This window comes from Actinokineospora diospyrosa, assembly GCF_024171925.1.
Lineage (GTDB): Bacteria > Actinomycetota > Actinomycetes > Mycobacteriales > Pseudonocardiaceae > Actinokineospora > Actinokineospora diospyrosa.
In genome coordinates this window covers 633,886-654,879 of the sequence record NZ_JAMTCO010000001.1, presented here as the reverse complement: position 1 = coordinate 654,879, position 20,994 = coordinate 633,886, and the positions used below count along the sequence as shown (strand labels likewise).

General features: G+C 72.8%; 14 protein-coding genes and 1 pseudogene. 10 read left to right on the top strand and 5 right to left on the bottom strand.

Features of this window, described 5'->3' with window-relative positions; genetic code table 11:
* Nucleotides 1-22: 22 nt before the first annotated feature.
* Nucleotides 23-514 carry a MarR family winged helix-turn-helix transcriptional regulator gene (locus LV75_RS02550; RefSeq protein WP_253884949.1) on the bottom strand — a complete coding sequence of 164 codons (492 nt, stop codon included), beginning with the start codon at nucleotides 512-514 and terminating at the stop codon, nucleotides 23-25.
* Between the two features lie 70 nt (nucleotides 515-584).
* On the opposite strand from LV75_RS02550, the gene LV75_RS02545 reads away from it, so the two are divergent.
* Nucleotides 585-1,826: an MFS transporter gene (locus LV75_RS02545; RefSeq protein WP_253884948.1), complete on the top strand. Its 1,242-nt coding sequence runs from the start codon at nucleotides 585-587 to the stop codon at nucleotides 1,824-1,826.
* 545 nt (nucleotides 1,827-2,371) lie between these two features.
* On the opposite strand, the pseudogene LV75_RS02540 reads toward LV75_RS02545, so the two are convergent.
* Nucleotides 2,372-3,562: pseudogene (locus LV75_RS02540) on the bottom strand (AfsR/SARP family transcriptional regulator); the annotation flags it as partial.
* Between the two features lie 591 nt (nucleotides 3,563-4,153).
* Here LV75_RS02540 and LV75_RS02535 point away from each other — a divergent pair.
* From LV75_RS02535 to LV75_RS02495, 9 genes are read left to right on the top strand one after another with little or no spacing between them, the layout of a single operon-like run.
* Nucleotides 4,154-4,480, top strand: coding sequence for an acyl carrier protein (locus tag LV75_RS02535; protein WP_253884947.1), 327 nt, complete (start codon nucleotides 4,154-4,156; stop codon nucleotides 4,478-4,480).
* The gene (locus LV75_RS02530) at nucleotides 4,477-8,178 is read left to right on the top strand and encodes a thioester reductase domain-containing protein (RefSeq protein ID WP_253884946.1); all 3,702 of its coding nucleotides are present in this window, start codon (nucleotides 4,477-4,479) and stop codon (nucleotides 8,176-8,178) included. The genes LV75_RS02535 and LV75_RS02530 overlap by 4 nt, the downstream gene beginning before the upstream one ends.
* The gene (locus LV75_RS02525) at nucleotides 8,175-9,131 is read left to right on the top strand and encodes a 3-oxoacyl-[acyl-carrier-protein] synthase III C-terminal domain-containing protein (RefSeq protein WP_253884945.1); all 957 of its coding nucleotides are present in this window, start codon (nucleotides 8,175-8,177) and stop codon (nucleotides 9,129-9,131) included. Before LV75_RS02530 ends, LV75_RS02525 begins: the two co-directional genes overlap by 4 nt.
* Nucleotide 9,132: 1 nt before the next feature.
* Complete coding sequence (locus LV75_RS02520; protein WP_253884944.1) at nucleotides 9,133-10,662, top strand: AMP-binding protein; 1,530 nt, start codon at nucleotides 9,133-9,135, stop codon at nucleotides 10,660-10,662.
* Nucleotides 10,617-11,669 carry a MupA/Atu3671 family FMN-dependent luciferase-like monooxygenase gene (locus LV75_RS02515; RefSeq protein ID WP_253884943.1) on the top strand — a complete coding sequence of 351 codons (1,053 nt, stop codon included), beginning with the start codon at nucleotides 10,617-10,619 and terminating at the stop codon, nucleotides 11,667-11,669. Before LV75_RS02520 ends, LV75_RS02515 begins: the two co-directional genes overlap by 46 nt.
* Nucleotides 11,666-11,845 (top strand): MbtH family protein, encoded by a 180-nt coding sequence (locus tag LV75_RS02510; RefSeq protein ID WP_253884942.1) that lies wholly within the window; start codon nucleotides 11,666-11,668, stop codon nucleotides 11,843-11,845. Before LV75_RS02515 ends, LV75_RS02510 begins: the two co-directional genes overlap by 4 nt.
* Nucleotides 11,842-14,865 carry a non-ribosomal peptide synthetase gene (locus LV75_RS02505; RefSeq protein ID WP_253884941.1) on the top strand — a complete coding sequence of 1,008 codons (3,024 nt, stop codon included), beginning with the start codon at nucleotides 11,842-11,844 and terminating at the stop codon, nucleotides 14,863-14,865. Before LV75_RS02510 ends, LV75_RS02505 begins: the two co-directional genes overlap by 4 nt.
* Nucleotides 14,862-17,948, top strand: coding sequence for a non-ribosomal peptide synthetase (locus LV75_RS02500; protein WP_253884940.1), 3,087 nt, complete (start codon nucleotides 14,862-14,864; stop codon nucleotides 17,946-17,948). The genes LV75_RS02505 and LV75_RS02500 overlap by 4 nt, the downstream gene beginning before the upstream one ends.
* Nucleotides 17,949-17,951: 3 nt before the next feature.
* Nucleotides 17,952-18,506, top strand: coding sequence for an NADPH-dependent FMN reductase (locus tag LV75_RS02495; protein WP_253884939.1), 555 nt, complete (start codon nucleotides 17,952-17,954; stop codon nucleotides 18,504-18,506).
* 40 nt (nucleotides 18,507-18,546) lie between these two features.
* On the opposite strand, the gene LV75_RS02490 is transcribed toward LV75_RS02495, so the two are convergent.
* Genes LV75_RS02490 through LV75_RS02480 form a run of 3 tightly spaced genes read right to left on the bottom strand, consistent with a single transcriptional unit; the run spans nucleotide 18,547 to nucleotide 20,994 of the window.
* On the bottom strand, nucleotides 18,547-19,023 hold the full coding sequence (locus LV75_RS02490) for an HAD domain-containing protein (protein ID WP_253884938.1): 477 nt from the start codon (nucleotides 19,021-19,023) through the stop codon (nucleotides 18,547-18,549).
* Between the two features lies 1 nt (nucleotide 19,024).
* Nucleotides 19,025-19,552 carry a mycothiol transferase gene (locus LV75_RS02485; protein WP_253884937.1) on the bottom strand — a complete coding sequence of 176 codons (528 nt, stop codon included), beginning with the start codon at nucleotides 19,550-19,552 and terminating at the stop codon, nucleotides 19,025-19,027.
* Entirely contained in the window at nucleotides 19,549-20,994 is a 1,446-nt protein-coding gene (locus LV75_RS02480; RefSeq protein WP_253884936.1) for an amino acid adenylation domain-containing protein, read from the bottom strand. Before LV75_RS02480 ends, LV75_RS02485 begins: the two co-directional genes overlap by 4 nt.

The window sequence follows — 20,994 nt, the reverse complement described above, 5'->3', positions numbered from 1 at the left end:
TACCCCGCACAAGCCCCGCCAGCTACTCCCCCGCCTCCGCCACCAACAACACCCGCCGCAACGTGTTCGCCAAGTCCACCAGTTCCCCCTCCGACAACACCCCCAAGATCCGCTGCTCCTCCACCCCCTGCACGTTCAGCGCCGACACCCACGCCGCGCGTCCCGATTCCGTCAGCTCCACGTCCACCCGCCGTCGATCGGCGGCCGAGTGCGTTCGCCGGACATACCCGCGCTGCTCCAGCGCATCCAGCCGCCCCGTCATGGCCGCGGCCGAGATCGTCAGGTCCGCAGTCAACTCAGACGGCGTCGCGTTGCCGCCGCGACCAGCCAAAGCGTGCAGGGTTGCGTACTCGTAGGGGGCGAAGCGGTACTCGGCCAGGGTGCGCTCCTTGACCCGGCGCAGGTGGCGGACCAGGTGTTCCATGCGGGTGACCACGGCCTCGACGTCGGGGTCGAGGTCCGGGAGGACGGCTCGCCACCGGGTGAGGTGGGCGTCCACCGCGTCTTGGGTCATGGGGCAGAGCTTACGTCGGGAACCCGGTAGTTAGTTGCCGAATAGTTCGGTACCGAAATACTATGGGCGCATGGCCCACCCCTTGCGTGAACGCGACTTCCGCCGGTTGTTCGTGGGGCGCAGTCTCTCCACGATCAGCGACGCGCTGGTCCCCGCGGCGTTGAGCTTGGCGATCGTGCTGGCCACGGGGTCGGCGGGGGCGCTGGCGACGGTGTTGGTGTGCGCGCTGGTGCCCAAGCTGGTGCTGCTCCCGCTCGGCGGCGTGCTGGCCGACCGGCTGCAGCCCCGGTTGGTGGCGCTGGTCGCGGACCTGGTCCGGTGCGCGACCCAGGCCGTCGTCGCGGTCGAGATCATCAGCGGTGACCCGCGGATCCTGGTGATCGCGCTGTCGCAGGCGCTGGCCGGGGCGGCGTCGGCGTGCGCGATGCCGACGGTGTCGCCGCTGGTGGCGGGGGTGGTGAGCGCGGAGCAGCGGCAGCGGGCGAACTCGTTGATGGGGGTGTCCAAGAGCGTCGCGCAGCTCGCCGGGCCCGCGCTCGCCGGGCTGCTGATCTTCACCGTCGGCGCGGGCTGGGTGTTCGTGCTGGACTCGGCGGCGTTCGCGCTCAGCGCGGCGTTGCTGGCCGGGCTGCGGGTGCGCCGGATCAACGACGGTCAGCCGCGGTCGTCGCTGCGGCGGGACCTGACGACCGGGTGGCGCGAGGTCGCCTCGCGCGGCTGGCTGTGGTCGACGCTGGTGGTGCACGCGGTGTGGAACTTCGCCGCGGGCGTGCTGCTCACCCTCGGGCCGCTGCTGGCGGTGCGCGAACTCGGCGGCGAGCAGGTGTGGGTCGGCGTGCTGCAGGCCGGTGGGCTCGGGCTGCTGGTCGGTTCCCTCGCGGCGGGCCGGTACCGGCCGCGCAACCCGGTGCTGGTCACCAACCTCATGCTGCTGACCTACACGATCCCGTTGGTGCTGCTGGCCGTCACCGCCCCGGTGCCGTGGCTGCTGGTGTCCTACTTCGTCGCGATCGGCATGCTCGGCTACCTGAACCCGACCTGGGAGACCGTGCTGCAGTCGGCGGTACCCGGGCCGGTGCTGGCCCGGGTCTCCTCCTACGACTGGCTGTTCTCCCTCGCCGCCCAACCGCTGGGCTACGCGATGGCGCCCGTGGTCGCCTCGGCGTGGGGCAGCGCCACCCCGCTGTTCGTCGCCGCGGGACTGGTCGCGCTCGCCTGCGTCGGGGTGACGGCGGTCCCCGCGGTGCGGGCCTTCCGGATGCCCGAACCCGAGCCGACCTCACTGGTGCCCGTCCTGGCCAAGGAGGCGTGATCGGCGAGCTCCTCGGCGAACTCGGCCAGCAGCGCCCGGCACCGGTACCGGCCTGCCGCGGTCACCTCCACGAGGTTGGCCGCCGCCAACCGGTCCGCGCACCTGGCCGCCACCAAAGCGTTGGCGCGCAACGGTTCGGCGAGTTCGCGCGCGGTGAGGCCGACCGGGCCCGCGCAGCCGAGCAGCCGGAAGGTGTGCTGCTCCAGCGGGGCGAGCAGGTCGTAGGAGCGCCGGAACTCCGCGCGGATCCCCGCGTGCGCCTCGTCCAGGGCGAGCAGGTCGAGCAGGTTGCCCGCGCGCAACTCGCGCACGTGGTCGGCCAGCGCGCGACGCGGGTTGGCCGAGACGCGGCTCGCCGCGCAGCGCAACGCCAGCGGCAGCCCGTCGCACAGGCGGGCCAGGTCGGTCAGCGCCGCGGTGTCGCGCTCGGCGACCGGGCCGATCAGCCTGCTGAGCAGTTCGGTCGCCTCGTAGTGGTCCAGCGGCCCCAGGGTCAGCCGGACGGCGCCGTCGCGGGCGCACAGGCCGTCGAGCCGGTTGCGGCTGGTGGCGACCACCGCGCACACCTGGCCGCCCGGCACGAACGGCCGCACCAGCTCGGAGTCGGGCACGTCGTCGAGCAGGACGAGGATCCGGCGGTCGGCCAGCGCGGTGCGGTACAGGGCGGCCACCTCCGGGAGCCCGGTCGGGATCCAGTTGTCCGGGATGCCCAACGCGCGCAGGAAAGCGGTCAGCACGCCGACGACGTCGGCGGGGGCGCCGGTGTGCGCGCCCAGGTCGGCGTAGAGCTGGCCGTCGGGGAACAGGTGCCGCACCGAGTGCGCCCACCGGGTGGCCAACGCCGACTTGCCGACCCCGGCCATCCCGGTGAGCACGGCGACGGCCGCCCCGGGCTGGTCCGGCAGCACGGAGTCCAAGCCCCGCAACGCTTCGAGCCGCCCGACGAACGGGCCCATCGCCGCGGGCAGCTGCGCCGGACGCGGGCACCTGGACCGCGCCGACGCCGCGGTGGGCCCGCTCGGGCGCGGTGGTCGCGACCGCAGCAGCGACAGGTGCAGCTCCTGCAGCTCCGCGGCCGGTTCGACGCCGAGCGCGTCGGCGATGCGCACCCGGGCGCTCTGGTAGACGTCGAGCGCCTCGGCCTGCCTGCCCTCCGCGGCCAACGCCTTGATCATGGCGCCGACCAGGGGTTCGGCCAGCGGGTGCGCGGGCAGCAGTTCGGTCATGTCCTGCACGACGTCGCGGCCGCGGCCGCGGCGCAGGTTGATCTCGGCGAGCTCCACCGCCGCGCTGACCCGCTGGTGGCCCAGGCTGGTGCGGACCCGGTCGGCCCAGGCGCCCGCCACGTTCTCCAGCGGGGTGCCGCGCCACAGGTCCAGCGCCGAGCGCAGCAGTTCCGCGCGCCGCTCCTGGGCGAGGTCGGGGACCCGGGCCGCGCGCACCATGGCGGTGAACCGGTGCAGGTCGATGTCGCGCTCCGGCACGTCGAGCAGGTACCCGCCGGACTCGCGGCGCGGGGAGACCGCCGGGCCCGCTTGGCGCAGTGCGCGGCGCAGGCGGGTGAGGTAGGTGTAGAGGACGTTGCGCACCCCCCGTGGCCGGTCCTCACCCCACACGCGATCGATGAGCTGTTCGGTCGGGACGACCCGACCGGGTTCGTAGAGCAGGGCGGCGAGCACGCCGCGCTGGCGGGCAGGTCCTAGATCGACGCGCTGTTCACCGGACCGGCATTCCACCGGTCCTAAGAGGTTGAACTCCACTTGATCCCCCCGGTACTCCGTTGTCGCGCGGCCCAGTCAACCAGAAGCGCGGCAAATCGGACCGATCCTTGTTCCGCGGGCTTTCCCCGCGGACCCGCCCTATGGCGGCATTGACGTGAATCAGGACTGGTCAGACGTCTTGTCGACACCCGCCGCTCGGCATGGCAAGCGATCCCATTACTCCACCAGGGTGATGTTCCCCCGGATGCGGCACGCGCCGATCTGCCGGTTGTCGAGGGATTCTCGGGCCGGGCGGCCGCGCCACCGCGAAGTGGACCGGCGCTCCGCCTCCAGACCTGCGAATTCGGTGCTGGTGAAAAATACCCAACCATCCGCGCTTGTCAAACAAACCGCACCGGTGCTGAATCACACCAGCTCCGGCCACGCATACCGCTGAACAGCCCACTCCGCCGAGCGGTCTCGGGGACGTCGGCACCCCGGTGCGGAGCGTCGCTAAACGTTGTTTGATCGTGTCAAGTTTTCCTCAAGGTTGTCTTCCAACCCGGTCGAACAGACTTGCTACTCGATCGGATATCCCCTGCCCGAGTTCGTCACCAGGAGTCAGCCTTGGATAACGGATCGACTTCAACCCTGACCGCGCACGACGAAGTCCGGCGGATTTGGTCGGATGTGCTCGACAGCGCCGATGTCGGCGACGACGTGAATTTCTTCGAAGCAGGCGGCGATTCCCTGCTGTTTATCGTGCTGGTGGAGCGGATCAACCGGCGCTACGCGCGCGACATCGACGCCGCGGAATTGTTCGAGCACCCGACGGTGCGCGCCCAGGCGCGCTTTCTGGACCCGGCGGCCGGGTCGGCGGCGCGGCAGGCGCCCCGCCCGGTGGCCGACCGGGGCAGGCTGCTCGGCCGCGCGGGTCGGGAGGGCGGGGCATGAGCGCGCCGACCGACATCGCGGTGATCGGCGTCGGCGCCCGGTTCCCCGACGCCCCGGACGCCACCACCTTCTGGGCCAACATCGCCGCGGCCGCGGTCGCGATGCGCGAGGTGGACGAGCAGGCCCTGGCCGCGGCGGGGATCCGGGCGGCCGAGCGGACCGCGGACTTCGTGCCGGTGGCGGCCCGGTTGCCCTCGGCCGCGGACTTCGCCGCCGAGTTCTTCGGCTACTCCCCCGCCGAGGCCGAGACGATCGACCCGCAGCAACGGCTGTTCCTGGAGGTCTGCCACGAGGCGCTGGAGGCGGCCGGTCAGCCGAGCCGACCGGGTGGCCCGGTCACCGGGGTGTTCGCGGGCTGCCACACCACGCCGTACTCGGCGGCGCTGCTCGCGGCGAAGGCCGGGCGCGACGGGTGGCTGGCCGCCTTCGACGACATGGCGCTGCACCTGGGTGGGCTCGGGGACTTCCTGACCGCCCGGGTCGGCTACAAGCTCGGGCTGCGCGGACCGACCGTCGGGGTGCAGACGGCGTGCTCGTCGGCGCTGTACGCGGTGCACCTGGCGGTGCTGAGCCTGCTGTCCGGCGAGACCGACATCGCGCTGGCGGGCGGCGCGACCGTGCTGGACCCCATGGTGGGGTACCGGTACGAGCCGGGCGGGGTGCTCTCCCGCGACGGGTACTGCCGCGCGTTCGACGCCAGTTCCACCGGCACGGTGTTCAGCTCCGGCGTCGGGGTGGTGGCGCTGCGCAGGCTGGGGGACGCGCTCGCCGACGGTGACCCGGTGCTGGCCGTGGTCAAGGGCAGCGCGGTCGGCAACGACGGCGCGGACCGGCCCGGGTTCACCGCGCCGAGTCCCGGCGGTGTGGCCTCGGTGGTGTCGGCGGCGTTGTCGGTGGCCGGGGTGTCCGCCGACCAGCTCGCCTACGTGGAGGCGCACGGCACCGGAACCGCGCTCGGCGACCAGATCGAGCTGCGCGGCCTCATCGAGGGCACCCGGGCGAGCACCTCGCGCACCGGGTTCGCCCGGCTCGGCTCGGTCAAGGCGAACATCGGCCACACCGGTCCGGCGGCGGGCATCGCGGGGTTGATCAAGGCGGTCGAGGTGGTGCGCACCGGCGCGCTGCCGCCGCACCCGCTGTTCGAGACGCCCCGGCACCCGGGTCTGCTCGCCGAGAGCCCGTTCCACCTCTCGGCGGAGCCGGGGACCGCGGCACCGGACCCGCACGCCCTGGTGAATTCGATGGGCTTCGGCGGCACCAACGCCGTTGTCGTGCTCGGCCCGCCGCCCGCGCCGACCCGCCCCTCGGCCCCGGCGACCGACCGGGTGCGGCTGGTGCTCTCGGCGCGGACCCGCACCGAGCTGGACGCGATGAGCAAGCGGCTGGCCGATGTCCTCGCCGAGGGCGGGTTGCCCGTCGGCGACGTCGCCCACACGCTGCGGGTCGGCCGCGCGTCGTTCGACGAGCGGCGGGTCGTGACCGCGGAGCCTGGCAGGCTCGCCGCCGCGCTGCGGTTGCCGCGCCCGCCCCTGGTGCGCACCCAGCGCGCGACCGCCGGGGTCCGGGTGGCCGTGGTCGCACCCGAGGGTGTCGACCTGCCCGCAGACCTGTTGGCACGACTGGCAATCGCCTTCCGGAGTGCGCCGGAGGTGCTCCACGGCGACCCAGAAGTCGCTCCCGCCAACGGTTTCACCGCGTTCATCGGCTACCCCAACCCCATCACCAAGGCCAACGGACACGCGCTCGCCCTGCCCGCGACCGAGGACGCGGTGGACGAACTGGTCACCGCGGCGTGGTTGTTCGGCGTGGACGTCGACTGGTCCGCCATCGCCGGTGACACCGGCAGGCGGGTCGTACTGCCCGGCTACCCGATGGTCCGCAAGCGCTACTGGGCGTTGGACCGGATCACCACCCTGGCCGACGGCGGAGTCGCGCCCGCGGCCGAGGCGCCCAAGCCCGCCGCCGCGCGGGTCACCGAGACCGGCGACCCGGTGGAGGCTGACCTGCTCGACGTGTGGCGCGAGGTGTTCGGGGTGCCGACCGTGGGCCTCGACGACGAGTTCGGCGCGCTCGGCGGGACCTCGCTGATGTCGGTGGGCATGGTGCTCGCCGTGCAGCAGCGCCACGGCGTGCTGGTCAACCTGCACCGCGCGGGCGGCAGCCAGGCCACTGTGCGCCGGGTCGCCGAGATCGTGCGGACCCTCACAGCGGGCGGCGCGGGCGAGAGCGAGCAGACCGACGCCGCCCTGATCGACGCCGACCTCGCACTGCCCCTGGGCGAGTTGGCCGCCGAGCCGGACCACCCGCGACCGGACCTGCTGCTCACCGGCGCCACCGGGTTCGTCGGGTCCTTCCTGCTGCACGAGTTGCTGCTGGCGAGCACCGGCCGGGTGTATTGCCTGGTGCGGGCCAAGACCGAGGACGAGGGCTGGGAGCGGTTGCGCGCGAGCGCGGCCAAGTACGCCCTGCCCACGCCCGACCGCGACCGGGTGCACGTCGTCCCGGGTGACCTGGCCGACTTCGGGACGCTCGGCGACGGCTACCGCGGCGGTGAGTTGGTGGCGCGGGTCGGCCGGGTGGTGCACGGCGCGGCGCGGGTGATCTTCACCGAGCCGTACCGGGTGCTGCGCGAGGACAACGTGCTGCCGATGCTGGACCTGGTGCGGTGGATGCGCGGGCACGGGATCCGCGACATCGGGTTCGTCTCCACGCTCGCCGCGACGCACTACGCCCTCGGGTCCGACCGGCTGCACCTGGAGACCCGGGACCAGCCGCTGGACCCCAAGCAGGGCGGGTACGGCACCAGCAAGTGGGTCGGCGAGCGGCTGCTGGAGCGGGCCGAGCGCGACGGGATGCGGGTGCGGGTGTTCCGGCCCGGGTTCATCCTCGGCTCGACCAGCACCGGCGCCTGCAACGCCAGCGACCTGATCTGGCCGATCCTGGGGGCCGGGCTGGTGCTGGGCGCGCACCCGGTGGACGACCGGATCCTGCCGATGGCGCCGATCGACGTGGTGACCAGGGCGATCGCCGAGCTGTCCCTGTCGGAGGTGTCGGTCGGCCGGGCCTACCACTTGGTCGCGCCGCGCTCACCGCGGCAGCGGCGGCTGTTCACCGCGCTCGCCGACGCGGGCCGGGCGACCAAGCCGATGGAGCTGGGCGAGTGGAAGCGGCAACTGGCCGAGCGGGCGGTGGCCACCGGCAGCGCCCTGCTGTCCACCGCGGCCGCCCTCTACGACCTGGAGGCCAACGACCTCAACGAGGACGACGTCGAGGCGGCCGCGTGGCAGCCGTGGTTGGCGGCGACCGGGCTCTCCCCCGAACCGACCGGCGACGTGCTCGACCGCGGACTGCGCTTCCTCGCCGAGCACGAGGCCCGCTTCACCGATCTCGCCCCACCACCCGTCCACCTGGACGGAGTGTCCACTGTGGACGTTGAGGCGGGGACCGATGGTGATGACGCCGTGCTGGGTGACCTGCTCGGGGTGATCACCAGCCTGGCCGAGGAGCCGATCACCGTGGACACCGACCTGTTCGACCGCGGAGTGATGTCCTCGCTGCTGTCGCTGGACGTGGTGGTGCACATCGAGACCGCCTACGGGGTGCGGGTCTCGGGCGAGGACCTGGACCGGGAGAACTTCCGGACCGTGCGCACCGCGGCCGCGCTGGTGCGCAAGCTGCGCGAGGAGGTGCCCGCGTGAGCGCGGAGATCGGGATCGGCGCGATCCACTGCGTGTTGCCCGAGGTCCTGGTGCCGGTGGCGGACCTGCCGGAGTTCGGGATGCTGGGCGCCGAGGAGGCCGCGTTCGCGACCTCGTGCGGCATCGACACCGTCGGCGAGTTCGCCGACCTCACCCACGCCGACCTCGCCGCGCGGGCCTGCCTCGGCTTGGGCGCGAGCGCGGACGTGCTGCTGCTGGTCGGCCCGCGGTCACCGGACGTGCTGCTGGGCTCGGACGTGAGCCGGGTGCAGCACGAGGCGAAGCTGGACGGCGCGTTCGCCTTCACCGTCGACGGCCTCGGCTGCACCGGCTCGTCGGCGGCGTGGGGTCTGGCCAAGGAGTTGCTGATCGCCGACCCCGGCCGCGAGTCGGTGGTCGTGGCGTTCGGCAGCAGACCGACCGGGGTCGACCGGATCCGGCCGCCGGTGTCGGTGATCGGTGACGGCGGCTACGCGATGAGCCTGGTGCGCGGCGGGCGACCGGTGCTGCGCGCGCACCGGGTGGAGTCCGACGGGCGGTTCCACGACCTGTTCGCCGTGGACTACAAGCAGGCGCCCTGGTACGAGTGGCGCGAGGTGTGCGCCGACCCGGACCGCTACAAGTTCGAACTGGCGATGGAGAGCCGCGGCAGGCTCAACCGGATGGTCGACGAGGTGCTGACCGAGGTCGGCGCGAGCCGGGCCGACGTGGCCGCGACGATCATGCAGAACGTCACCGCGAACGCGTTCAAGTTCTACTCGACGCTGTTGGGACTGCCGATCCACCCGGTGTGCGAGCGCCACCTGGTCGACTACGGCCACATCGGTGCGATGGACGTGGTGCTCAACTTCCAGGCCCTGCTCGCGACCGGCGACGTCGGCCGAGGCGATCTCGTCGTCGTCATCAACAACAGCCCCACCGCTGCGTGGTCGGCGACCCTGTGGGAGGTGTGAGGTGCGCTCGCTGTACGAGTGGTTCACCGACTCGGCCGGGCGGCACCCGGACCGCCCCGCGATCGTGGTCGACGGGGTCGAGCACAGCTACCGGGACCTGGCGCGGGCCGCGGCGGGTCTGGCCGAGAGGATCAGCCGGACCGGGGCACCGCGGCGGATCGCGCTGCACGGCATGCGCAGCCTCACCGCCTACACCGGCTACCTGGCTGCCCTGCACCTCGGCGCGGCGGTGATCCCGCTCAACCCGAGGTTCCCGTTGGCGCGCAACAAGTCCGTGCTGGCCGCGGCGGGCGCGGACCTGGTGCTGATCGACCCGGTGACCGGCGAACCCGACCTGGGCGCGCCGTCGCTGGTCATCGAACCGACCGACGGCGGCGCCGCGCCGGTTGTCCGCACCGGGCCGGACGAGCTGGCCTACATCCTGTTCACCTCCGGCTCGACGGGGCGTCCCAAGGGCGTGCCGATCAGCAACCGCAACCTCGACGCCTACATCTCCTACGCGGTGGAGCGGTTCGACCTGCGGCCGGGCGACCGGGTGTCGCACTCGTTCGACCTGACCTTCGACCCGTCGGTGTTCGACCTGTTCGTCACCTGGGCCGCGGGGGCCGCGGTGGTGGTGCCGAACCGGGTCGAGCTGCTCAGCCCGGTGGACTACTTGGTGCGCAACGAGATCACGCACTGGTTCTCGGTGCCGTCGGTGGTGTCGGTGAGCGCCCGGCTCGGCAAGTTGACCGGGTCGGTGCCCTCCGTGCGGCACAGCCTGTTCATCGGTGAGCCGCTCACCCTCGACCAGGCGCGGGCCTGGCTGGCGGTGACGCCGAACGCGCGGATCACCAACGTGTACGGCCCGACCGAGCTCACGGTGGCGTGTTCGGACTACCGGCTCCCGTCGCATGTGGACTCCTGGCCGGTGACCGGGAACGGCACGGTGCCGATCGGCGCGGTGCACCCCGGCCTGGACTGGCTGCTGCTCGACGAGGACGGCGCGCCCGCCACCGACGGCGAGCTGGTTGTCCGCGGCGCGCAACGCTTCGAGGGCTACCTGGAGTCCGCCGACGACGCGGGCCGGTTCGTCACCGGGGACGGCGCGGCGCACACCGGTGGGCCGCTGAGCGCCGAGCACTACTACCGCACCGGCGACCGGGTTCGGCTTGAGAACGGCGAACTGGTGCACCTGGGCAGGCTCGACGACCAGGTGAAGGTGCGCGGCTACCGGGTGGAGCTCGGCGAGATCGAGGGCGCCCTGCGCGGCCGGGCGGGCATCGGCGAGGTCGTCGTGCTCGCGGTGCCCGGCGCGACCGACCTGGAACTCGTCGCCTGCCACACCGGTGGCCCGGTCGACCCGGACGCCGTGCTCCGGGAGTTGCGCGCGGACCTGCCGATCCACATGATCCCGCGCCGGTTCCACCCGCTCGAGGAATTCCCCCGCACCCCCAACGGAAAGACCGACCGGCGCGCGCTGCGCGATCTCGTCCGAGGAGAACCATGGACTTCAGCTTCTTCTACTTCGGCAACGACAACGGGAGCGTGACCGACCGGTACCGGCTGCTCATGGCGGGCGCGCGGTTCGCCGACGAGCACGGGTTCACCGCGGTGTGGACCCCGGAGCGGCACTTCCACGAGTTCGGCGGCACCTACCCGAACCCGTCGGTCACCGGGGCCGCGATCGCCGCGGTCACCTCGCGGGTGCAGGTGCGGGCGGGCAGCGTGGTCGCCCCGCTGCACCACCCGCTGCGCATCGCCGAGGAGTGGTCCGTTGTGGACAACATCTCCGGCGGCCGGGTGGGCATCTCCTTCGCCAGCGGCTGGCACGCCCGCGACTTCGTGCTGCGGCCGGAGAACTACGCCGACCGCCGGTCGCTGATGTTCGAGCAGGTCGAGCAGGTCCGGCAGCTGTGGCGCGGCGCGGAGATCACCGCGCTCGACGGCGCGGGCCGGGAGACGGCGGTGCGCGCGCACCCGGAGCCGGTGCGCCCCGAGCTGCCGGTGTGGATCACCAGCGGCGGCGATGTGGAGACCTTCCGCTCGGCGGGCCGGATCGGCGCGGGCCTGTTGACCCACCTGCTGGGGCAGGAACCGGAGCAGCTGGGCGAGCGGATCGCCGAGTACCGGGCCGCGGCGCGCGAGGCGGGTCACCCCGGGCACGTCGTGCTGATGGTGCACGCCTTCCTCGGCGAGGACGACGACCTGATCCGCGAGACCGTCCGACCGCCGCTGCACGGGTACCTGCGCAGTTCGCTCGGCCTGCTGCTGGGTTCCCTGGAGAAGGGCGCTCGCAAGATCGACCCGGCGACGTTGCGGGAGAAGGACATCCAGTTCCTGCTGGAGCGCTCCTTCACCCGCTACTACGACAACGGCGGCCTGCTCGGGTCGCTGGACCGGGCCGTGCGGACGGTCGAGCGGCTGGCCGCGCTCGGGGTGGACGAACTCGCCTGCCTGGTCGACTTCGGCCTGCCGACCGACGACGTGATCGCCGGGTTCAAGTACCTCAACCGCCTGCGCGAGCTCAGCGGTGCCGATCTGGGGGTGTCGCGATGACCTACCTGGTGGTGGTCAACCACGAGGAGCAGTACTCGATCTGGCCGTCCGCGCGGCCGGTGCCGCCGGGCTGGGCCCCGGTGGGCGACCCGGCCGAGGAGGAGGCGTGCCTGCGCCGGATCGACGAGCTGTGGACCGACATGCGGCCGTTGAGCCTGCGCGGCGGTGCGCGGTGAGCGGGCTGCTGCACGAGCTGTTCGCCGCGGCCGCGGCGAAGTGGCCGGACGCGGTCGCGGTGTCGGACGCGCGGCGGTCGCTGACCTACGCCGAGCTGGACACGGCGGCGAACCGGCTGGCCAACCGGCTGGCGGCCTCCGGCGCTGGGCCGGAGACCTTGGTCGCGCTGTCCGCCCGCCGGTCGGTGGACCTGCTGGTGGGGGTGCTTGGCGTGCTCAAGGCGGGTGCTGGCTACCTGCCGCTGGACCCGCGCCACCCGCGGGCCAGGTCCCGCGACGCCGTGCTGGACTCGGGGGCGCGCCTGGTGCTCGCCGACGAGGACCCGGGGTACGGGCCCGCCTGGGTGCCGCTCGACCCGGCCGCGTGGGCGGACGAGCCGGGCACCGCGCCGCGGACCGCTGCCGGCGAGGACAACGTGGCGTACGTGATCTACACGTCCGGGTCGACCGGGCGCCCCAAGGGTGTGGTGGTCTCGCACCGCAACGTGGTGCGGCTGTTCGAGGTCACCGAGGCGGCGTTCGGGTTCGGGCCGGACCAGGTGTGGACGATGTTCCACTCGATCGCCTTCGACTTCTCGGTGTGGGAGATCTGGGGCGCGCTGCTGCACGGCGGCCAGGTCGTCGTGGTCGAGCACGACATCAGCCGCGATCCGGCCGCGTTCCTGGATCTGTTGCGCGCAAAGGGAGTCACCTCGCTGAGCCAGACCCCATCGGCGTTCCGCAGGCTCGCGGCGGCCGCTGAGGAGGCCGGGTACCCGGAGCTGCCGCTGCGGTTCGTCGTGTTCGGCGGGGAGAAGTTGGAGCCGTCCGCCCTGCGCCGCTGGGTGGAGCACTACGGGGTCGACGCGCCCCGACTGGTGAACATGTACGGCATCACCGAGACGACCGTCCACGTGACGATCCGCGACCTCACCCACGCCGACCTGGCGGGAACCCGCAGCCCGATCGGCGTGGCGCTGCCGGACCTGACCACGCGGCTGCTGGACGCGGACCTCGGACCGGCCCGGCGCGGCGAGCTGTACGTCGGCGGGAGTGGGGTGGCCAGGGGCTACCTGAACCGCCCCAGCCTGACCGCGAGCCGGTTCGTCCCCGACCCGGACGGACCGCCCGGGTCGCGCCGCTACCGCAGCGGTGACCTGGCCGAGATCGCCGACGACGGCGAACTGCTGTTCCACGGCCGCGAGGACGGCCAGGTGCAGCTGCGCGGGTTCCGGATCGAGACCGGCGAGGTCGAGGCGGCCGTGCTGGCGCACCCGGGGGTCCGCGAGGCGGTGGTGCTGCTGCGCGAGGACGACCCGGAGCACCCCAGGCTGGTCTGCTACCACGTACCGCCCGCCGGTTCGCCGCCCGCGACCGACTTGCGCGCCACAGTGGTCGACCGGTTGCCGGAGTACATGGTGCCTTCGGCGTTCGTCGCGGTGGACGAGCTGCCGATGACGGTGAACGGCAAGCTGGACCGGGCCGCGCTTCCCGCCCCGGTCACCGAGAGGTCCACTGTGGACATCTCTGGTGGCACACCGGCGCAGCGGTTGGCGGCCATCTGGGCGGATCTGCTCGGCGTGCCGTCGGTGGGGCCGGAGGACAACTTCTTCGCCATCGGCGGTGACTCGATCCTGGTGATCCCGATGGTCGCCGAGGCGGCCGAGGCCGGGCTTCGGTTCAGCGTGGCGGAGGTGTTCGCCAACCCGACCGTCAACGGTCTGCTCGCCGCCGCGTCGCCTGCGCCCCAAGAAGTCGAGGTCGCGCTGCCGTGGGGCGACCTGAGTGAAGGCGCGCCAGAGGACGTCGTCGAGGTCTACCCGGCGTCGTCGATGCAGCAGGGGATCATCTTCCACAGCAAGGTGAGCCGCGATCCCCGGCTCTACCACGACCTGCTCAGCGTCCGGCTGCGCGGCAGGCTGGACCTCGCCGCGCTGAACACCGCGCTGAACGCGGTCGTGGCCGGGCACGAGGTCCTGCGCACGTCGTTCGACCTCGGCACCCACCGCGAGGTCGTGCAACAGGTGCACGAGTCGGCACCGGTCGAGGTCGTCGAGGTCCCCGACGGCGACCTGCGCGCGTGGTGGGCCGAGCAGTCCGGCACCCCGTTCGACCTGACCGCCGCGCCGCTGATCCGCGGGCACGTGATGAACCACGGTGATGGCGAGTTCACCGTCATGATCTCCACCCACCACGCCGTGCTGGACGGCTGGAGCTTCGCGCTGGTGGCACAGGAGCTGATCACCCGCTACGCCGACGCCCTGGCTGGCCGGGCGAGCTCGGTGGCACCCAGCCCGCGGTACCGGGAGTTCGTGGTGCTGGACCGCTTGGCGGGCAAGGACGAGCGGTCCGCCGCGTTCTGGGCCGACCTGCTCGACGGCGTCGAGCAGCCGCGCCTGGACCCGCCGGACCCGGCCGCCGCCAAGCCCGGTGTCGACCCGGACGTCGTGCTCACCCTGCCCGACGCGGTGGTCACCGGCGCGCGCGAGTTGGCCGGGTCGACCGGGGTGCCGCTCAAGAGCGTGTACCTCGCGGCCCACCTGGCCGCGCTGGGTCGGCTCACCGACCGCAAGGAGGTGGTCAGCGGGCTGGTCGTCAACGGCAGGCCGGAGACCCCGGGGGCGGAGCGCACGCTGGGGTTGTTCCTCAACAGCGTGCCGGTGCGCGTCGACCTCGCCGGGTTGAGCTGGCCCGAACTCGTGCGGCAGTGCTTCACCGCCGAGCGGGACCTGTTCGCCCACCGGCGGTTCCCGCTGGCCAAGATGCGCAAGCCGGGCGGTGGGGCGCCGTTCGGGGTGCTGTTCAACTTCACCGCCTTCCACGCGCTGGACTCACTGTCCGCACTGGACGGGGTGGTGCCGGTGCGGTGGTGGCTCAGCGACCGCAACGACTTCGGCCTGTCGGTCGAGGTCGGCCAGGTCACCGCCGGGTCGGCGTGGGAGCTCACCGCGCGGGTCGACCCCCGCCACACCACCGTCGCGTTCGGGCGGCGGCTGGCCGAGGAGATCGTCGCCTGCCTGACCGAGGCGGTGGCGTCATGACCACCCTGACACCCGCGAGTCTGGCACCCGCAACTCTGGCACCCGCGGCGAGTGGGACCCTGTCCGACCTGTTCGAGTCCCAGGTGGACAGCACACCAGAGCACCAGGCCCTGGTGTTCGAGGGAACCGCCCTGAGCTACACCGAGCTCGACGCGGCGGCGAACCGGCTGGCCCGTGAGCTGATCACCCATGGCGCGGGCCGGGGCACCGTGGTGGCGCTGTCGCTGCCCCGGTCGGTCGAACTGGTGGTCGCGCTGCTGGCCGTCGGGAAGACGGGCGCCGCGTTCCTTCCGCTGGACCCGGACTACCCGGCCGACCGCGTCGCCTACATGCTCGACGACTCAGCGGCGTTGCTCGTCCTGACCACCGCCGCAGGCACCGCACCGCCGGACCGACCGCGGCTGGTGCTCGACGAACCGACTGTCCGACAACGGATCGACGGGCACGACGGTTCCCGGATCGCCAGGGACACCGAGCCCGACGACCCCGCCTACCTGCTCTACACCTCGGGTTCCACCGGACGCCCCAAGGGGGTCGTGGTGCCGCAGGTGGCGATCGTCAACCAGATCCGCTGGTTGCGCGAGGCCGACGTGATGGTGCCCGAGGACCGGGTGCTGCAGAAGTCGCCGTCGAGCTTCGACGTGTCGATGCAGGAGTTCTTCGGGCCGCTGAGCATGGGCGCCACCCTGGTGCTCGCCCGGCCCGGCGGGCACCGGGACCCGGTCTACCTGGCCGAACTCGTCGCGGTCGAGCGGATCACCTGGATCCAGTTTGTGCCGTCGCTGCTGCGGGTGTTCCTCGCCGAGCCGACCGCGACGCGCTGCCGGGGCGTGCTGCGGCGGATCGTGTGCAACGGTGAGGCATTGCCGACCGATGTGGCCGTGCGGTCGCGGGAAGTCACCGGGGCGCGGCTGTTCAACCTTTACGGGCCAACGGAAGCAGCGGTCGCGGTCACCTCGTGGGAGTGCCCCGCCGACTTGGCCCCGGGCGACCGCATGTCGATCGGCTACCCGGTCTCGAACACCCGGCTCTACGTCCTGGACGCGGACTTGCTCCCCGTGCCCGACGGCGCGACCGGTGAGCTCTACCTGGCCGGGATCCAACTGGCGCGGGGCTACCTGAACCGGCCCGGGTTGACCGGGCAGCGGTTCCGGCCGGATCCGTTCGGGCCACCGGGTGAGCGGATGTACCGCACCGGCGACCTGGTCACCCGCCGCCCCGACGGCGGGCTGGCGTTCGAGGGCCGGATCGACGACCAGGTCAAGATCCGGGGGCTGCGCATCGAACTCGGCGAGATCGAGGCCGTGCTGCGCGCCCTGCCCGGTGTGGCGGCCGCCGCGGTCGCGGCACGGGAGGACACACCGGGTCACCGCTACCTGGCCGGGTACCTGGTCGCTCGACCGGGAGCCGTCCTGGACCACGCGGCGATCCTGGCCGCGGCGGCGGCGAAGCTGCCCGAGCACATGGTGCCGCCGGTGCTGACCGAGGTGGAGGGGCTGCCCCTCACCCCGAGCGGGAAGCTCAACCGGGGCGCGCTCCCGGTGCCGGACCTCGGCGGTGGCGGTGAGCCGCCGTCGGGCGAGGCGGAGGTCTCGGTCGCCGGGATTTGGACCGATCACCTGGGTGTGCCGGTGGTGGACCGGGATCGCCCGTTCCTCGGCTTCGGCGGCGACTCGTTGTTGGCGGCGCGGGTGTTGGCCGCGATCCGCGCGGCGTCCGGCGTGGACGCCACGTTGGCCGAGTTCTTCGCCAACCCAACGGTTCGTGAGCTGGCGGCGTTGGTGACGGCTCGGGTCGGTAAGACCGCACCCGTTGTCGTCGCAGGCGATGGGCCGTATCCGGCGGCACCTGGGCAGTCGCGGTTGTGGGTGCTGTCGCAGATCGGGCGCGGGAACCTCGCGTACACCGTGAGTTTCGCGATCGACTTGAGCGCCCCGGAACCCGCGCGGGCCGCGCACGACGCGGTGGAGCGGGTGCTGGGTCAGCTCGCGGCGGCCCACGAGTCGCTGCGGTCGGAGTTCGTGCCGGGGCGCGGTGGTCTGGTCGTGCACACCCGGGCGGTCGAGGTGCCGTTGGACCTGCTGGACCTGGCAGGCTCGGAACCGGCGGCCATCACCGCGGCGGAGGCCGAGTTCGCGGACACGCCGCTGGTTGGTCCACTGTGGAGGGCTCGGCTGCTGCGGTTGGCGCCCGGCGGGTACCGGCTGCTGGTCGCGGTGCACCACACGGTGTTCGACGGGCTGTCGGCGGACGTGTTCGCGGCCGACTTCCGGCGGCGTTGGTCGGGCTCGACCGGACCGGCGCCGACCGCGCGGTACCGCGACCACGCGGCCCGGGAACGGGCGCGCGCTGCGGACCCGGCGTTCGTCGCGAGCCGGGTCGAGGCGTGGCGGGACCTGATCGGTAGCACTCCCCCGGTCGTCACCCTGCCCGCGGCGAAGGCGCGACCGGCGGCGCAGGGCTTCGACGGGGCCCAGCACACCGTGGACCTCGGAGACCTGCCCGCCCGGGTCGCCGCGCTGGCGACGGGGCTGGCGGTGAGCCCGTTCGCGGTGTACCTGGCGCTGTTCGGGGCGCTGGTGGCCGCCGAGTCCGGGCAGCCGGACGTGCTGGTGGGCACCCCGATGGCAGGCCGGGACACCGCCGGGGACGCTGAGGTCGTCGGGTTCTACGCGCGGACGGTGCCTGTCCCGGTGCGAACCGCGCCCGACCCAGACGTCGGCACCCTGGTCAAGTCGACCTGGCGGGCCGCGATCGCCGCGCAGGACGTGGCCGACATCCCGTTCGAGGTGCTGGTCAAGGAGTTCGCCGGACCGCTGGACCGGGCACGGCCCCCGCTGATGCAGGTGGTGCTCACCTACCGGCGCTCGCAGGAGCGGCTGCTGCGGAGCACGACGGCGAAGTTCGACCTGACCATCGACGTGGTGGCGGACGCGACCGGCGGCGAGGCGCTCGTGGAGTACAGCACCGCGGTGCACGACGACCACTACGCCCAGGGCGTGCTCACCCGCTACACCCGGCTGCTCGACGCGGCGTGCCGGGACCCGCACCGCCGCATTTCGGCGCTCACCAGGAGGCCGTGACCCATGCCCACCCCACTCGTCGTCGGCATCGGCGGCACCCCCCGCCCCGGCTCGTCGACCGACCGCGCCCTGGCCAGGGTGCTGGCCTCAGCGGCCACCCACGGCCTCGCCACGTCGATCTTCGGGGGCGCCGCCCTGGCTGAGCTCCCCCTCTACCGCCCGGACGACAGCACCCGCCACCCCACCGCCCACGCCCTCATCGAGGCCGTCCGCACCGCCGACGCCATCGTCTTGGCCACCCCCGGCTACCACGGCGGCGTCTCCGCTCTGGTCAAGAACGCCCTCGACTACCTGGAAGACCTCCGCGACGACACCCGCCCGTACTTCGACTCGAGACCGGTCGCCTGCCTGGTCACCGCCGCGGGCCCCCAAGCCCTCGGGTCGACCCTCACCGCCCTCCGCTCCATAACCCACGCCCTCCGCGGCTGGCCGACCCCGCTGGGGGTCACGATCAACACCACCACGCCAACGGCCGTGCAGGAGGCGGCTGGTCAACTTGATGCCTTGGGCGAACAGGTGGCCCGCATGACCACCGCCTTGCGGTTGGAGCTCGCGTAGCCTCCCGGGCTCGGCCGACCAGCGTCGGCCGAGCCCGCTGCTACCGGACGCACTCCCGCAATGTCGCCAGATGGGCGTCCGTGATCCCCGTGCGCGGATCGACCGAGACCAACTCCGTCACAAGCCCCTCCCGCCGCGCCAGGAAGCCCTCCCGCGCCGCCGGGTACAGCCCGAAGTCGTCGTCAAACCACACGAGCGGCCGCCCGTACGCATAACGCGCCACAGCGTCGAACTTCCACCCCGGCCCGGTGTTCGCGCAATCGACCACCGGCAGCGCGGGCAGCCCGATCGCCGGGGCGACCAGGGTGTTGGCCTGGTGGTTCCAGGTGGTCGCCCAGACCAGCTGCACGTCGCCCGCCGCGAGCAGAGCGGGCCCGTGCGCGGGGTTGAGCCACATCCGCAGCGGGTGCTTGCGGCTCCACCCCCGGAGCCGGAAGCGGTGCTCGACGAACCCCGGTGGCTTCTCATCGGCGGCGAACGGGTTGAGCGGGCCGTCGACGTCGAGGAAGACCAGCACGTCAGGACTCCGGTCGCCAGCCCGGGGGTGGGTCCTCGCCGACGCGGCCGTCGATGGCTTCGCGGATCAGGTCGGCGTGGCCGGTGTGCCTGCCGTACTCCTCGATGAGGTCGCAGACCAGGCGGCGGAGGCTGACGTGGGTGCCGTGCTCGTCGGAGAGGTGGGCGAGCTGGTCGAGGCCGCCGTCGGCGAGGGCGGCGGTGAGGCGGCCGCGGGCCCGCTCGACCGCCTGGTCCCACTGCGCGTAGTGCTCCGCCGGGGTGGCGTCGGTGGGCCCGAATCCCCAGTACGGGTCACCGTCCCAGTCGGTGCCGGAGAGCCGGACGCTGAAGATGTGGTCCTCGACGACGGCCAAGTGGCGCAGCAGGGTGCCGATGGTCAGGGTGGACGCGCCGACCCGGGCGGACAGGCCGTCGGCGTCAAGCCCGTCGGCCTTCCAGCGGAACGTGGCGCGCAGGCGGTCGAGGGAGCCGATGAGGTGCTCGGCCTCGGTACCCGCCAGAGGGGGTTCCCACGGGGTGTCGGTCATGGGTCCACTGTAGAGAGCGCGTCGCGGTCGGTCTTGCCGTTGCGGGTGATGGGCAGCTCGGCGCGCGGCAGGAACACGGTCGGCACCATGTGCTTGGGCAGCCGGGCCAGGGCGAATCGCCGCAGTTCACGGGTGTTGAGCGGACCCGAGGCGACGACGTGCGCGACCAGGCGCGGTTCGACCCCGGCGCGGTCGACGACCACCGCCGCCTGCCGGACCCCGGGGTGCGCGACGAGCACGTTCTCGATCTCGCCGGGCTCGATCCGGTGCCCGCGCAACTTGAACTGGTCGTCGTCGCGGCCGAGGAACTCCAGGACGCCACCGGTCACGCGGACCACGTCCCCGGTGCGGTACAGGCGTCCACCCGGCACGGACGGGTCCGGCACGAAGCGCTCGGCGGTGAGCCCCGGGCGACGCCAGTAACCCCGGGTGACACCCGCGCCACCAATATGCAGCTCCCCCTCCGTGGCCGGGTTGCCGTGCACGTCGAGCACGTGCGCGGTGGCCCCCTGGATGGCGGCGCCGATGGGGACCGACGTCGTCACCGGGCCGTCGACGAGGTGGTACGTGCTGAACGTGGTGCACTCGGTCGGGCCGTATCCGTTGACGATCCGGCAGTCCGGCACCTTCGACCGCAGCGCCAGCACGTGTGGGACCGACAGCACTTGACCGCCCGCGATCACGGTGTGCAGTCCATCGAACGCCGTCGGTGCCTCGTCGACCTGCCGGTGGAAGAGGGCAGCGGTCAACCAAGCGATGGTGATCCCGTTGTCCCGCATGAAGTCCGCGATGTCGCCAGCGGACAACAACCAAGTGGGGCCGATGACGACACACGCGCCGTTGAGCAACGGCGCCCAGATCTCGAAGGTCGCCGCGTCGAACGCCACCGGGGCGAAGTGCAGGACCCGGTCGGCCGGGGTGATCGCGACGTAGCTCGGCGAAGTGACCAGGTTGAGCACGTTGTCTTGACCGACCACCACCGCCTTCGGCCGCCCGGTGGACCCGGACGTGAACATGACGTAAGCGAGGTCGCCGTCCACGCCGGGCACGCCGACCAAACTCGGGTCACCGTCGGGCTCGCACTTCACCTTCGGCAGATCGGTCGCCACGGCCAGTCCCGGGCCGTCGCACACCGCGAGCACCGGTTGGACGTCGGCGACCATGGCCGCGCGGCGGATCGCGGGGTCGGCCGGGTCGAGCGGCAGGTACGCGGCACCCGCTTTGAGGACGGCGAGCAGCGCCACGACCAGGTCGAGCGACCGGTCCATGATCACGGCGACCACATCCCCGGGCGCCACACCCGCTTCGGTCAACCGAGCGGCGAACCGGGACGCGCGGGCGTCGAGCTGCGCGTAGGTCAACTCCCCGTCCACCGCTACCACCGCGGTGGCCGACGGGGTCCGGGCGGCCCACCGCTCGAACCGGGCGCTGATGCCTGCCAT

Coding starts and splice junctions, on each gene's coding strand:
- LV75_RS02550 (WP_253884949.1), bottom strand. CDS start 514: ATGACCCAAGACGCGGTGGACGCCCACCTCACCCGGTGGCGAGCCGTC.
- LV75_RS02545 (WP_253884948.1), top strand. CDS start 585: ATGGCCCACCCCTTGCGTGAACGCGACTTCCGCCGGTTGTTCGTGGGG.
- LV75_RS02530 (WP_253884946.1), top strand. CDS start 4,477: ATGAGCGCGCCGACCGACATCGCGGTGATCGGCGTCGGCGCCCGGTTC.
- LV75_RS02515 (WP_253884943.1), top strand. CDS start 10,617: ATGGACTTCAGCTTCTTCTACTTCGGCAACGACAACGGGAGCGTGACC.
- LV75_RS02510 (WP_253884942.1), top strand. CDS start 11,666: ATGACCTACCTGGTGGTGGTCAACCACGAGGAGCAGTACTCGATCTGG.
- LV75_RS02500 (WP_253884940.1), top strand. CDS start 14,862: ATGACCACCCTGACACCCGCGAGTCTGGCACCCGCAACTCTGGCACCC.
- LV75_RS02495 (WP_253884939.1), top strand. CDS start 17,952: ATGCCCACCCCACTCGTCGTCGGCATCGGCGGCACCCCCCGCCCCGGC.
- LV75_RS02485 (WP_253884937.1), bottom strand. CDS start 19,552: ATGACCGACACCCCGTGGGAACCCCCTCTGGCGGGTACCGAGGCCGAG.
- LV75_RS02480 (WP_253884936.1), bottom strand. CDS start 20,994: ATGGCAGGCATCAGCGCCCGGTTCGAGCGGTGGGCCGCCCGGACCCCG.